Origin of the sequence: Janthinobacterium fluminis, from assembly GCF_028595325.1 — a bacterium.
Classification (GTDB): Bacteria; Pseudomonadota; Gammaproteobacteria; order Burkholderiales; family Burkholderiaceae_D; genus Janthinobacterium; species Janthinobacterium fluminis.
Genome location: NZ_JAQQXR010000001.1, coordinates 699,284 through 711,759, shown reverse-complemented (window position 1 = coordinate 711,759; position 12,476 = coordinate 699,284). Strand labels below are relative to the sequence as shown.

Genomic DNA, 12,476 nt, shown 5'->3' with positions numbered 1-12,476 from the left:
CCCTCCCGCCTGCCTCTATAGTCCCTAACCACCGCATCCGCATCAACACCTGTCGGCTTGGATGGACGTAGCCATGGCGCTCACGGTTTGGCTGGATTTCCTGCACGACACGCAGGCCGGCAACGGCACCATGCTGGTCGCAGCCTTGAAGCAAGCTCAGGTAACCATCCAGGCAAGACCGTCTTGCCCGGCCGGCTTCGGCATCGTGCTGTTTCAGCAAGCCGACGCGGCGCTGCTCGACGCCATGCGCGCGCGCTGTCCCGATTCGACCGTGCTGGCCATTTCGGCGGCGCCACGGCCGCTGCCCGTGTGCGCGCTGCGCGCCGTGCTCGACGCCGGCGCCACGGATGTGTTGCAGTGGCCGCCAGGCGCGGCCTGCGCCGAACAGGTGCTGGCGCGCCTGCAACGCTGGGACGCGGTGCAGCAACTGGTCGACTCCAGCGCGGTGCGGCGCTGCCTGGTCGGCGCCAGCCCGCCGTGGCGCGCGCTGGTGCGCAGCGTCGTCGAGGCGGCCGCCTTCACCCAGGCGTCCGTGTTGATCACCGGCGAAACCGGCACCGGCAAGGACTTGATCGCCCAACTCATCCACCAGCTCAGCGGCAGCAAAGGCGAGCTGACGGTGCTCGACTGCACCACGCTGTCGCCGGAACTGGCCGGCAGCGAATTGTTCGGCCACGAGCGCGGCGCGTTCACCGGCGCGGCCAGCGCGCGCGACGGCGCCTTCGCGCTGGCCGACGGCGGCGTGCTGTTTCTCGACGAAGTGGGTGAACTGCCCCTGCCGATGCAGGCGCAACTGCTGCGCGCGATACAGGAACGCAAGTACAAACGGGTCGGCAGCAATATCTGGCAGCCGACCCAATTCCGCCTCGTGTGCGCGACCAACCGCGATCTGGAGGCGGAGGTGGCGCGCGGCGGCTTCCGCGCCGACCTGTATTACCGCATCGCCGGCTGGCGCTGCCGGCCGCCGCCGCTGCGCGAGCGTCCCGGCGACATCTTGCCGCTGGTCGCCCATTTTCTCGGCCAGCTATCGGCGCAGGCGGCGCCGCATGAACTCGATCCGGCCGTGCGCGAGTATTTTCTGACGCGCGACTATCCCGGCAATGTGCGCGAGCTGCGCCAGGCCGTCACGCAAGTCTGGCAGCGCCACAGCGGCCCGGGGCCGATCACCATCGGCGACCTGCCGCCGGACGAGCGGCGGGCGCCGCCGCTGTGGCCGGACCGCTACTTCGAGGCGGCGATCGGGCACGCCCTCGAGCTCGGCGTCAGCCTGTCGCGGATCAGCCAGATGGCGGCCGAAATCGCGATACGCCTGGTGCTGCAGCAGGAAGGCGACAACAACCAGCGCGCCGCGCTGCGCCTGGGCGTAACGGACCGCGCCTTGCAGATCCGCCGCAAGGCGCGGACGGCGGCCCGGGCCGCCGATCCGGACGCGGCCCCGGCGGGGCCGGACCCCTGCCGCTAGCTGCCGGCATGGGCAAATGCCAGGCGCCGCGGCCCACTCAGCCTTGCCCGATCAGGCGCAGAAAATTCCCGCCCAAAATCAGCTCCTCGTCGCCTTCGGGCAGCGCCAACAGGCGGATTTTTTCCAACTCCAGGCCCGGGTGCAGCCATGGACCGTCGGAGCCGAACAGCACCTTGTGCGCGCCGGCGCGCCGCACCGCGTCGCGCAGCAGGTCGAAGCGGCGCACGCCCGCGCTGTCGGTGTAGATATTCGGGTGCCGCACCAGATGGTCGATCAAGGCCAGTTGCGCCGCCCAGTTGTCGGCGAAGCTGCCCAGGTGCGGCAAGATGAAGTCAACGTCCGGGTACTGCCGCGCCAGCAGCTCGGCCACGGCCACCTCCCCTGCCGGGTCGTACAGCACCGGCAAGCCGAAAGCCCGCGCCGCCTCGCACACCTCGCCGCTGATGCGCGCGTCGAAGCGGTGCGCCTTGATGCCGACAAAGCCGTGCTGCTCGACCGCCTCGCGCACCATCGCCAGAATCCGGCCGCGGTCGCGCGCGGCGTGGACGAAGGCGAAGCCGAAGAAGCGCTGCGGCGCCGCGGCGACGAGGCGCGCCACCGCCCGGTTCGCCACCGCGTAGTCGGAGTGGAAGGCGGCGAACAGCACGCTGCGGTCGATACCGGCCGCGCGCGCCCGGCGCAGATAGTCGCCCAGTCCGGCATCACTGTCCCACGGCCCGCTCAGGCCGTCGCCGGGGCCGGCGTGGCAGTGGTTGTCGATGACCATCACCAGTTACCCATGACGACGATGTTGTTGCCGCGCCGGCGCCAGCGCCCGCTCTGGCTTTCGCCCTCCGTCTCCGCCGCCGCGGCGCCGGGCAGATGGCGCCGCAGCGCCTGCCGCAGCGCCGCCTGCAGGGCTGGCGGGCTGGCGTCGCCGTCGGCCGCCAGGCGCGCCGCGCTGCCGGCGATGCGCACGAAGCGGCGCGCCATTTCCAGCTCCCGCTGTGCGTGGTCGACGCCTTCGAGTTCGACTTCGAGCGCCTTGCTGACGGCGCTGCCCAGCGCGCTGCCCAGGGCCGTGCCGACGCCGGGAACCGGGATCAGCGAACCGAGCGCGCCGCCGACGAAGGGCAGCGCCTGCTTGGCGACGGCTTTCAGCACACCGCCCAGCGGCTTGGCGACCTTGCCGACGACGGAGCCGACTTTTTTGATGCCCTTCCAGACGCCTTTGAAGACATTGCCGAGGAACTGGTCCAGCTCTTCCTCGCTGGCCACGGCCAGCAGCTCCATCGCCAATGCCATTTCTTCGGACTCGTTGAACGGGCTGGCGCCGGCCATTTCGCGGTAGCCCCAGCTTTGCCGGCCGAATTCGAGCACTTCGAAGCCGCTTCGGGCATTGCGGCATGTGCCGCATTGGCAGTCAATCCTGTGCATGGTGATGCTCCTTTCTGATTCAGGTTGAAGGTGACTGGGCGCCTCCGCTTGCGCGGATTCACCATTCGTAGCCAAGTATTTCCTGCTCCATTTCGCGGCGCTGGTTGGTCAGCACGCCGGCGCTGCGGGCGAACATGTCGGTATGAATGCGCCGCTCCAGCGCGCGCCGCTGCGCCTGGCTCAGCGCCGGCATTTGCGCCACGTAGACCTGGTGATTGACCAGCGGCAGCCCCATCATCTGGGCGCACAGCAGATGCTGTTGCAGGCGCCGGCGCAGGTCGTCGGTCTGGCCGCTATAGGCGCGCTGCCGGCCGTTGCTGGTGAATTCGATGACGTACAGCCCGGCGCCCCTGGCGGCGGGATTGTCCAATGCGCCGGTGATGGCGCCCAACGCCAGGTAAGGCGGGCGCTGCGCCGCCGGCAGGCGGCCGATCGTGGCGGCGAGCGTCGGCGGCACCTCACCCTGATCGTCAGGCCCATAGTCGGGTTCCTGCTGCGGCTCGTCCTGGGGCGGCTCCTGATACGGCTCCGCCTGCGCATACGGGAACGGTTCCGGATAGGGCTGCGGCACGGCATAGGGCCAGCCGGCGCCGTAGTACGGGCCGAACACGGGCGGGCGGCGGCGCGGCCGGCCGTAGCGCGGCGGCTGCGGCTGGGCTGGCGGCCTTGGCTTCGGCCGCCCCCGCGCCATGGCCCGCGCCGGCTGCCGCGCCATACCGCCCATGCGGTCCAATCTGCCGCGCTCGAAGGCCATTTCACCTTCCGTTTCCCCCCTCGCCATGAAAGGCAGGGATTCAAATTCCTCGTTCATATCGCCTCCAGTAAATGATATTGAAGTGCCGCCACGGCGCCGGCGATGTCGGCCGGCGTGTGGTCGGCGCGCAGCAGCAAGCTCAGCGCCGCGCCGCCCCCGCCGCGCTGCAGCACAACGTCGACGCCACTGCGGCCCAGGGCGGCGTGCAGCGCGGCGCCATCCGTGCCCGCGCGCAGCAGCACGCTCTGCACCGGGAAGGCGCCGCCGCGGCTGGCGACGCCGCACGCGGCCAGCGCCGCGCGCAGCTGCGCCACGCGCTGCCGCAACACGCCGCGCAGCGCGTCGCCGCAGGCGCGGTTCAACCGCAGCGCGCGCGCCGGCGCGGATCGCCGCCGCCGACGGCGGGCTGGTGTGCACGCGCGTGCGGCTGTGCGCATGGAAGCGCCGCAGCAGCGCGGCGCTGCCGGCCAGCACCGCCAGCGGCGCGCCGAAGCCCTTCGCCAGCGAGGCGCCGACAATGACGCCCGGCCCGGCCAGACCGTGCAGCGGCAGCGCGCCGCCGCCGCCCGGTCCCAGCACGCCCAGCGCCTGGGTGTCGTCGAGCACCAGATAGCCGGCGCCCTCGCGGGCGATGGCGGCGTAGCGGACCAGCGGCGGCGCCCGCTCGTTGCCGGGGCAGTAGCCGTCGGCGAGGATCAGCGGACGCCGCCCGGCGCCGCGCCAGCGCCGCGCCAGCCGCGCCGCCGCGCCCGCGTCGCCGTGCGCAAACACCTGCAGCGGCAAGCCCAGCGCGGCCGCCCGCTGCGCGCCCCAGCAGGCGATCGGATAGGCGCCGGCGTCGACCAGCAGCGCCAGCCGCTCCTGCGCCAGCATGCCGAACAGATCCCAGAACAGGTGCAGCGTCGACGGCAGCAGACAGGCCGCCTCGCAACCCATCAGCAGGGCCAGCCCGGCCGCCAGCGCGGCGCCGCCGGGCGGCTCTTGCAGCGCCGCCGGCTTGCCCAGCGTGAGCGCGTCCCACTCGCCCAGCGCGCCGCTCGGATGGCGCATGCCCAGATACAGCGCGCTGGTGAAATCGGCCATGCCGGCGCCCTAGACGCCGCGGACCTGCTGGGCCAGGCGCTGGCGCAGCAGCACCGACGGCAGCGTCGCCTCGGCGGCCGGGTCGACGGCGTCCACAGACAGGTCGACGCCGGTGGCGGCGCGGTAGCCGTGGATGTAGCCCTGCACCTGCGGACGCCAGAAGCGCGCCCAGTTGAACGCCTGGGTCGGTTCGTAGATGTCGCTCCAGTTGCCGTAGCGGACAGAGAGCAGCAACTGCTCGCCGAACATCGCCAGGCTGCGGAAGTGCATCACGCTGGTGTCGGTCCAGCCCTGCAGCTTTTTCATCGCATCGACACGGTCCATCCACGGTTCCGGATAGGCGACCATCACGCGCGTGGGCAAAAATTCGCGGAACTCCGGCCGCGCCAGCAGCCACTGCTGCATCAACATTTCGATGCGCGCCGTCGACGGCAGGTCGCCGAACTGGTTGTGCGCGCCTTGCGACAGGATCAGGTGCACCTCCTTGAGCGCGTTCAGCACGGGGAAGGCGTCGGCCTTGACGGTGGTGTCGTCGTCCTGCTTGTAGAAGGACGTGAGCAGGCGCAGCAGGTGGTGGAAGGCTTCCAGGAACTTCGAGCGGCTGTCGGCCGGGCGGAAATGCTGCACGGCCTTGCCGTCGAGGCGCACGCCGTAGTGGTGGTCGTACTCGTAGTTGCGGCGCACCACGGTCAGGCGGTGCTGCTCGTCCTGGGTATAGCCCCACAGCAGATTGTTCAGCGGGCGCAGCATGTCGATTTCCGTGTTCGCCAGCGGGTCGTTCGCCAGCCCCGGCGCGCGCAGGTTCTGGAAGCGCTGCGTGATCGCGTTCATCGTCTGCACCAGCATGCCCTCCTCGTGCCAGTAGGACCAGATCAGCTCCAGCAGGCAGGGATTGGCCAGCTTTTCCTGGATGATGCCGAAGCACAGGTCGACGTCGCCCTCCTGGCCGCGCGGGATGCTGATCGGGATGTCGGGCAGCTTGCGGCGGATCACGGCCAGATACGGCAGCGTCTGGAAGCCGTCGACGTTTTCCAGGTAGTCGTTGCGCAGCACCGTTTCCAGGTCGCGCCCCGGCGGGATGTCGCGCCGGTCCAGATAGGCGTTGTCCTCGGCCGGATTGAAGGCCAGCGGCTGGTTCAGCACACCGCAGTTGACCATCACGAAGGCTTCCGTGGCCACCTTCAGCACCCGGTAGGCGTCCGAGTCGGTGAACGGCAGCACGCGCCGCTGCTTGAGCTGCTGGAAGGCCTCGGCCTTCTTGACGAAGCGCTCCTGCTCGAAACCGCGCACGTTCGCCGTGTCGGTGCAGAACAGGCTGTCCATGAAATGCAGGTAGTTGGTGAAGGACATCGCCTCGGTGCTGTTGCGTATCAAGGTCCACAGCGGCAGATCCTCGGTCGGTTCCGTCTCGGTGCGCGTCAGCGACACGCCGACGTTGCCGGAAATCGGCTGCGGCGTGCGCTCCTCGGCGTCGAATGCGGCGTTCACGGCCAGCATCGCGCCCGGCCCGGCGCCGCCCGGGCCGCCCGGCAGCCCGGCCAGTCCGGCCATCAGCTCGGGCCGGCGCGCCAGCAGCATCTGGGCCGCGAACAGGTGCCGGCCGGGGCGCCGCACGGCGCTGCTGAAGGTGTTGTCCACGCCGCTGACGGCCTTCCACGGCGCCGGCGCCACCAGCGTGACCAGCTCGCGCCCCTCGTTGCTCTGGTCGCCGCAGAAGCTGATCGTGGCGAACGCGCGGTCGCTGACGCGGGCCGTCTGGCAATTGCTCGGCTGGCAGTCGGCCGTCTCGAAGCGCAGCGTCACTTTCGGATCCAGCTCCGGCTCGAAGCACACCAGCGCGCCGCAACCGGCCCGCACCTCGGCGCACTGGGCGCACGTGCGCGGGAAATTCTCATACACCAGCACATAATTTCCCGGCGCCAGATCCGAGAACGCCGCGTTGCCGCTGCTGTCGGTCCAGTGGATGCCGAGCCGGTCGGCCGGCACCGGCGTCCACGTGGCCGGGTCGAAGCTATTGCACTCCGTGATCGTGCTACGGTACAGGCTGACGGCCGCGTTGACGATCGCCGCCCCGCTGGCGTTCTCCTGCACGCTGACCTGCACCGTGCCGTGGCGGACTTTCCTTGCCCCCGTGTTCTTGCTGCTCATGTCAATCTCCTTAATGGATAGTCAAACGCTGTTCAAGCCCGGGCTGCGGCGCGCCGGCGCCGCGCTTGCGCCCCGCCGCGCCGCTGCAGATGAGCGAGGTGCCGAGCGTGCTGCGCAGCGCCCAGTGGGTCAGCAGGCGCGCCAGCAGCGTGCTCTCGTCCTCCGGATTGAGGCGGCCGTTGGCGCGGGCCTGGCCGAGCACGGCGAACACCAGCGACGGCGCGGCGCGGTACATCTGCTGCGGCGCCCGGTTCCAGGCGCGGAACAGGCGCTCCAGGCGGGCCGGCTGGCGCGCGCGCACCGCCATCACCTCCGTCAACGAGGCGCCGCGCAAGGCCGGCGGGCGGTGCTGCGCCAGCAGGCCGACCAGGGCCGGCATGCTGGCCTGCAGCTGCGCCAGCACCTGCAGCTGCGCCGGCGCCAGCCCCTGCGTCGGATAGAAGGACAGCCACAGCTTCTCGATGCGCTCCCACTGCGGGTGCGGATACAGCGCCCGCCCCATCGCGCAACTGAGCCGCACGCGTATCCACGGCGCCGGGTGCGGGTCGTCCTCGTTGAGGCGGAAAACGAACACGCGCGGCAGGCTGACGACGCCGATCAGGCCCAGCGTCGCCGCCACGCCGAGCCGCGCCAGCGACCAGAAGTCGGCGACGATCTCGCTTATCCAGCGCTCCCACAACTGCCACGCCCGCAGCGGCCCGGGGCCGCCGCGCTGCATCGCCTGCAGCAGCGGACGCAGCGACGTCACCAGCTCCAGCAGCGCCGCGCCCTGGTGGCCGACTTCGTGGATCAGCGACGAGGCGATGCCGCTGCCTATCATGCGTTCGCGCGGCACGCGGATGATGGCGACGGGATTGTCGCCGCCGCCCGGCAGGCGCGTGCGGGCGCGGCGGATCGCCGCGCCCGGCCCGCGGTCGAGGTAGCAGATCACCGGCGGCGCCTCGTAATAGGCGCCGGGCAGCGCCAGCGCGTCGGCCGCGACCACGTCCAGGCCCGACAGCCAGACCCCGTTCTCGCTCTCGCTGCGCTGGGTGATGACGTCGTTGAACAGGTCGAACTGGGTCAGCGTGGCGTTGAACTTCAGGCGCAGGAAGGTAAAGCGCCGCTGCGCCTCGGCCGCCGTGGCCGCGCGCGCCTGCGGGCCGCGCAACCACCACATGAAGGCCGCCACCCTCGCCTGCAGCTCGCGCCGGCCCAGCACCAGATGGCGCTCGATGGCCGACTGCGCGTCCGGCAGCAGCGCGGCGGCCGGCACCATCGGCTCGATCAGCGCGAAGGGCCGCACCCGCGCCAGCCGGGCCAACAGCGCGCGCGCCTCTTGCGCCAACATCCACGCGGCATAGGGGCTGATGGCCATGGCCGTCAGGCGCCGTACAGGATGATCTTGTGGCCCTGGCGCGCCCAGCGGCCGCTGTTGCCGCGCGCGCCGGGGGCCTGCGTCTGGGCGCCGCCCGGCGCGCCGCCCTGCCCCGCCATCTGGCCGCCCAGCTTGCCCAGCAGGCCGGGGGCGAACTGGCGCGCGGCGGCGGCGGCGGCGCTCTGGGCGATGGCGCGCGGATCGCCGCCGCGCGCCGACGCGGCCCGGTTGACGGTGTCGGCGGCCAGCTTGACGAACTGCCGCGCCCCCTCGTACTCGCGGTCCTCGCCCGACTGCATCTCCGCCTCCAGGCCGAGGGCGCCGCCGGCCGCCGTGGCCAGCCCGCTGCCGATCTTCGCCCCCAGCGGCCCGCCGAAGTAGCCGCCGATGGCGCCGCCGGCCAGCGGCAGCGCCTTCTTGGCCACACCCTTGAGCACGCCGCCGACGGCCTGGCCGATCGGCGAGCGGATGATGCCGCCGGCGACGGAGGCGGCCTTGCGCAGGAAATTGCCGAGGAATTGGTCGAGCTCCGCCTCGGTGCTGACCGACAGCAGCTCGTTGGCCAGCTCCATCTCCTCGGCCTCGGAAAACATGCCCTGCGGGCTGGCCTCGCCGGTCCACTCGCCCTGGCCGAACTCGAACTGCTCGGCCTCGAAGCCCGACATCTCCTGGCCGTATTCCAGCGTCGTACGATCTATGTCATGCATGATGAACCCCCTTGGTAGGTGAACCAACAATGCCGGAGCGGACCGCCCGCCCCGGTCAACAATTCAGGACAACGATGTGCTTGCCCTGACGCCGCCAGCGGCCGCTGGGCGCCGGCGTGTCGGCCGCGTGGCGCAGCAGGCCGGGCGCGTAACGCCTGGCCGACTGCAGCAGCGCCGCCTGAACCTGGGTGCGCGGCTCGCCGCCGGCCGCCGCCGCGTTGGCGATGGCGTCGCCGGCGAAGCGCACGAAGTGACGCGCCACTTCGAATTCCTTGTCCTCGGCGCTGAGCCCCTCCAGCTCCAGGCCGAACAGGCGCGCGGCGCGCACCTTCAGCTCGGCCCCGGCGCCGGCGCCGCTGCGGATCGGCAACACCGGCTCGGCGGCCTGCTTCAGCGCCCCGATCAGCGTGCGGCCCAGCGGCGTCGCCGGCAAAGCCGCGCCGCCGACGCTGGCCACCAGTTCGGCCAGCCAGGATTCCAGCTCGGCGCCGCCGGCCACCTCAAGCAAGGCGGCGCCGAAGGCCATGTCGCGCTGTTCGTCGGCGCCGCGCGTCGGCGCCGCGCGGGACGGCGCGTCGACAGCGAATTCCATATCGGGCATGTAGTCCAGCAAACGACGCTCCATGTGCGGCTCCGCTCGGAAAGGTGGGGCAGGCCGGCGCGCTGGCGCGCGTGCTGCCGATAGCGTCGATGCTGCAAACGCCGTGCCAGCGCTGGCGCCTGGAGCGGCGCGGCGCCGGCGGCGAAGGAAAATTCGGGAGGGATGGTCGGACAGGCGTTGGCGGCGAAAGCCGCTTCGCCGCGCAATCGATATGCGCGGCGACTCGATACGGCGGTTTTTGTTGGTTTTGGATATGAGCCGCGGGCGGCGAATTGGCGGCCGGCGCGCAGGCGCGCGGGGCCGCCCTTGCTCAGCGGCGGCGCCGGCTTATGCCTTGATGTGCTCGAGCCGCCGGCCTACATCGAACCGGCGGCAAAGGACGGGGACCGGTCCGCTTAGGCTTTGGGCAGCGTCACGCCGCTCTGTCCCTGGTATTTGCCGTCGCGGTCCTTGTACGAGGTTTCACACACTTCATCGCTCTCGAAGAACAGCACCTGGGCGCAGCCTTCGCCGGCGTAAATCTTCGCCGGCAGCGGCGTCGTGTTGGAAAACTCCAGCGTGACGTAACCCTCCCACTCCGGCTCGAACGGCGTCACGTTGACGATGATGCCGCAACGCGCATAGGTCGACTTGCCCAGGCAGATCGTCAGCACGCTGCGCGGGATGCGGAAGTATTCGATGGTGCGGGCCAGCGCGAACGAGTTCGGCGGAATGATGCACACATCGCTTTTGACGTCGACGAAGGAATTCGAATCGAAGTTCTTCGGATCGACGATGGTGCTGTTGATGTTCGTGAAAATCTTGAATTCGTCGGCGCAGCGGATGTCGTAGCCGTAGGACGAAGTGCCGTAGGAGATGACTTTACGGCCGTCGGCCGTGCGCACCTGGTTCGGCTCGAACGGCTCGATCATGCCGTGTTGTTCCGCCATCCGGCGTATCCATTTATCGCTTTTAATCGTCATCGCAAAGGCATTTTCTAAGAATTCAGGGGAAGGCGGGGCCGCGCGCGCCAAGGGGCGCATGGCCCGAACACCGCGATTTTACGCGAAAAGCCCACGCTTATGGCCTGCAAGACAGACTTTTCGCCGGTTCCACCCCGATTTTCCGCAGAAAATTAACGCTTCGGCGCCAGCAGCGCGGCGATCATCTCGCGCACCTCGTGGGCGGCCAGCTCCGGCGACTCCATCGGAAACAGGTGGCCGCCGGGGATCTGGCGGAAGAAGCGCCCGACCAGCTTGCGCGTCGGCCCCAGGCCGGCCTGGCGGCATTCGGCCGACTCGCTGCCGCCGATGAAGCCGATCGGCACCGGATAGCGGCCCGTCACCAGGGCGCCGATGTGGTGCGGCAGGCTGCGGTAGACGTCCGTTTCGATCTCCCGCGTGAAGCGCAGCTGCATGCCGTCCGGATGCGGCGCCAGGCCGCTGGCGATATAGTCGCGCAGCACCTCGGGCGCCCAGGCGGCGAACATCTGCTTGGCGGCGAAATGCCGGTAGGCCGCCTCCGCGTCCGGCCACACATTGCGCCGCCGCACCGAAAAGCGCGCCGGCGAAAAATAGCGCTCGCCGAGCTTGCTGTTGCGCAGCAGCCGCAGCACCAGCGCGCGCCAGCCCGCCACCACGGGCGAATCGAGCAGCACGACGCAGCGCACCAGCTCCGGGCGCGCCTTCGCCACCATCAGGCTGAGCATGCCGCCCAGCGAATGGCCCAGCAAAATCACCGGCTGTTCATAGCGCGATTCCAGCGCCTCGATGTACTCGTCGACCAGGGCGCTCCAGCCCGTCTCCACCGGGTAGGCCGGGTTATGCGCGTGCATGTCGAGCGCCTGAACGTTGAAGTCCTGCGCCAGCAGCCCGAAAAAGCGCCGGTACGTGCCGGCCGGATAACTGTTGGCGTGGGCAAAATGCAATAGCGGTTTCGTCATTTTTTTGTGGGCGCGCGTGCCGTTGGCGATGCCGCGTCGCTGTCTCCTGTGGATTGCAAGCTTGCCCCAATTGTAATAGGCGGCAGCGGCCACAAATCCGAGGAAGCCCTCTAGACCGGCCGGGCCTGCCTGTCCGGCCCGGCGACGGCATCGTCCGGGGCGGCGCGCGGCGCGGCGGGGCGGGCGGCGGCCGGCTCCACGATCAGCACATATTTGTCAACGGCCGCGCATTGCTTCTGATTCGCAATCTGCATGGCCACGGCGCGGCCGTCGCCGACCGGCCTGGGGTGCTTGATATAGAACATGGTTTCCTCGCCTCATTCGCCAATATGCTCGTTTGCGCGCGCGGCGGCGGCCGCCCAGGCCGTCAATCGACAAAGGAAGCCAGCACCTCGCGCAATTCTTGCATCGAATCGACGACGCAAAACGCGCCGTCGAACGCGTGGCCGCGCGTCAATTCCGTGCGCACGACGATGCATTCCAGGCCAGCCGCGTTGGCCGCGCGCAAACCGCGCGGCGAATCCTCGATGGCCAAGCATTCGTGCGCCGGCACGCCCAGGCGCGCCAGCCCCATCAAATAACTGTCCGGCGCCGGCTTTTCAGCGCCGTACATTTCCCGGCACACGACGAAATCGAAATACGGCGTCAGCTTGCTGTCGCGGTGGCTCAGCTGGAAATGCGCCGCGTAACTGCCGGTGACCACGCCCATCGGCACGCGCCGCCACAGGTCCGCCAGAATCGCCTCGACGCCGCAATGCACCAAATTGCCCGCCTTGGCCAGTTTCTCGCCGAAGCGGCGGTTTCTTTCCTGCCGCAAGAGCTCAATCTGCTGCTCCGAGTACGCTTTTTCAAGCAGTAAATGCCAGGCCCCGTAGCTATAGTATAAAAACCAGTCGAAAAACTGCTTGCGCGTCAGCGTGATGCCCTGCTCCAGCAGCACTTCCCGGTTCGTTTCATAAAACAGCTGCTCCGTATTGACGAGGACGCCGTCGTTATCCCACAGCACACCCTTAACTTTTTTCATGAT

At 69.7% G+C, this 12,476-nt stretch carries 12 protein-coding genes; 1 reads left to right on the top strand and 11 read right to left on the bottom strand.

What is annotated here, in order from left to right:
- The first annotated feature begins 73 nt into the window (after positions 1-73).
- Entirely contained in the window at positions 74-1,462 is a 1,389-nt protein-coding gene (locus OIK44_RS03255) for a sigma-54-dependent transcriptional regulator (RefSeq protein WP_273669239.1), read from the top strand.
- Positions 1,463-1,499: 37 nt separating this feature from the next.
- Here OIK44_RS03255 and OIK44_RS03250 read toward each other — a convergent pair whose 3' ends face one another.
- The 11 genes from OIK44_RS03250 to OIK44_RS03200 all read right to left on the bottom strand — a co-directional run bounded on the left by OIK44_RS03250 (position 1,500) and on the right by OIK44_RS03200 (position 12,473).
- Positions 1,500-2,228, bottom strand: a complete 729-nt coding sequence (locus tag OIK44_RS03250) for an amidohydrolase family protein (RefSeq protein WP_273669779.1) — start codon at positions 2,226-2,228, stop codon at positions 1,500-1,502.
- Positions 2,228-2,878, bottom strand: a complete 651-nt coding sequence (locus OIK44_RS03245; RefSeq protein WP_273669238.1) for a hypothetical protein — start codon at positions 2,876-2,878, stop codon at positions 2,228-2,230. The genes OIK44_RS03250 and OIK44_RS03245 overlap by 1 nt, the downstream gene beginning before the upstream one ends.
- 58 nt (positions 2,879-2,936) lie before the next feature.
- The gene (locus tag OIK44_RS03240; RefSeq protein ID WP_273669237.1) at positions 2,937-4,715 is read right to left on the bottom strand and encodes a GIY-YIG nuclease family protein; all 1,779 of its coding nucleotides are present in this window, start codon (positions 4,713-4,715) and stop codon (positions 2,937-2,939) included.
- Between the two features lie 9 nt (positions 4,716-4,724).
- Positions 4,725-6,863 carry a carboxypeptidase-like regulatory domain-containing protein gene (locus tag OIK44_RS03235; RefSeq protein ID WP_273669236.1) on the bottom strand — a complete coding sequence of 713 codons (2,139 nt, stop codon included), beginning with the start codon at positions 6,861-6,863 and terminating at the stop codon, positions 4,725-4,727.
- Between the two features lie 10 nt (positions 6,864-6,873).
- On the bottom strand, positions 6,874-8,220 hold the full coding sequence (locus tag OIK44_RS03230) for a hypothetical protein (protein ID WP_273669235.1): 1,347 nt from the start codon (positions 8,218-8,220) through the stop codon (positions 6,874-6,876).
- A 5-nt stretch (positions 8,221-8,225) separates the two neighbouring features.
- Positions 8,226-8,927: a hypothetical protein gene (locus OIK44_RS03225; RefSeq protein ID WP_273669234.1), complete on the bottom strand. Its 702-nt coding sequence runs from the start codon at positions 8,925-8,927 to the stop codon at positions 8,226-8,228.
- 55 nt (positions 8,928-8,982) lie between these two features.
- Positions 8,983-9,552, bottom strand: coding sequence for a hypothetical protein (locus tag OIK44_RS03220; RefSeq protein WP_273669233.1), 570 nt, complete (start codon positions 9,550-9,552; stop codon positions 8,983-8,985).
- A gap of 371 nt (positions 9,553-9,923) precedes the next feature.
- Positions 9,924-10,490: a dCTP deaminase gene (gene dcd, locus OIK44_RS03215; RefSeq protein ID WP_273669232.1), complete on the bottom strand. Its 567-nt coding sequence runs from the start codon at positions 10,488-10,490 to the stop codon at positions 9,924-9,926.
- Positions 10,491-10,642: 152 nt separating this feature from the next.
- A complete protein-coding gene (locus tag OIK44_RS03210) occupies positions 10,643-11,449 on the bottom strand; it encodes an alpha/beta fold hydrolase (RefSeq protein ID WP_273669231.1) in 807 nt (268 codons plus the stop codon).
- 110 nt (positions 11,450-11,559) lie between these two features.
- On the bottom strand, positions 11,560-11,754 hold the full coding sequence (locus OIK44_RS03205) for a hypothetical protein (protein WP_273669230.1): 195 nt from the start codon (positions 11,752-11,754) through the stop codon (positions 11,560-11,562).
- 62 nt (positions 11,755-11,816) lie between these two features.
- Positions 11,817-12,473, bottom strand: coding sequence for an HAD family hydrolase (locus OIK44_RS03200; RefSeq protein WP_273669229.1), 657 nt, complete (start codon positions 12,471-12,473; stop codon positions 11,817-11,819).
- Between the last annotated feature and the right edge of the window lie 3 nt (positions 12,474-12,476).

What these genes read in the sequence shown, in the direction of transcription:
- OIK44_RS03225 (WP_273669234.1), bottom strand. Translation starts at nt 8,927, where the DNA reads ATGCATGACATAGATCGTACGACGCTGGAATACGGCCAGGAGATGTCG.
- OIK44_RS03220 (WP_273669233.1), bottom strand. Translation starts at nt 9,552, where the DNA reads ATGGAGCGTCGTTTGCTGGACTACATGCCCGATATGGAATTCGCTGTC.
- OIK44_RS03255 (WP_273669239.1), top strand. Translation starts at nt 74, where the DNA reads ATGGCGCTCACGGTTTGGCTGGATTTCCTGCACGACACGCAGGCCGGC.
- OIK44_RS03250 (WP_273669779.1), bottom strand. Translation starts at nt 2,228, where the DNA reads ATGGTCATCGACAACCACTGCCACGCCGGCCCCGGCGACGGCCTGAGC.
- OIK44_RS03230 (WP_273669235.1), bottom strand. Translation starts at nt 8,220, where the DNA reads ATGGCCATCAGCCCCTATGCCGCGTGGATGTTGGCGCAAGAGGCGCGC.
- OIK44_RS03200 (WP_273669229.1), bottom strand. Translation starts at nt 12,473, where the DNA reads ATGAAAAAAGTTAAGGGTGTGCTGTGGGATAACGACGGCGTCCTCGTC.
- OIK44_RS03235 (WP_273669236.1), bottom strand. Translation starts at nt 6,863, where the DNA reads ATGAGCAGCAAGAACACGGGGGCAAGGAAAGTCCGCCACGGCACGGTG.
- OIK44_RS03205 (WP_273669230.1), bottom strand. Translation starts at nt 11,754, where the DNA reads ATGTTCTATATCAAGCACCCCAGGCCGGTCGGCGACGGCCGCGCCGTG.
- dcd (WP_273669232.1), bottom strand. Translation starts at nt 10,490, where the DNA reads ATGACGATTAAAAGCGATAAATGGATACGCCGGATGGCGGAACAACAC.
- OIK44_RS03245 (WP_273669238.1), bottom strand. Translation starts at nt 2,878, where the DNA reads ATGCACAGGATTGACTGCCAATGCGGCACATGCCGCAATGCCCGAAGC.
- OIK44_RS03210 (WP_273669231.1), bottom strand. Translation starts at nt 11,449, where the DNA reads ATGACGAAACCGCTATTGCATTTTGCCCACGCCAACAGTTATCCGGCC.
- OIK44_RS03240 (WP_273669237.1), bottom strand. Translation starts at nt 4,715, where the DNA reads ATGGCCGATTTCACCAGCGCGCTGTATCTGGGCATGCGCCATCCGAGC.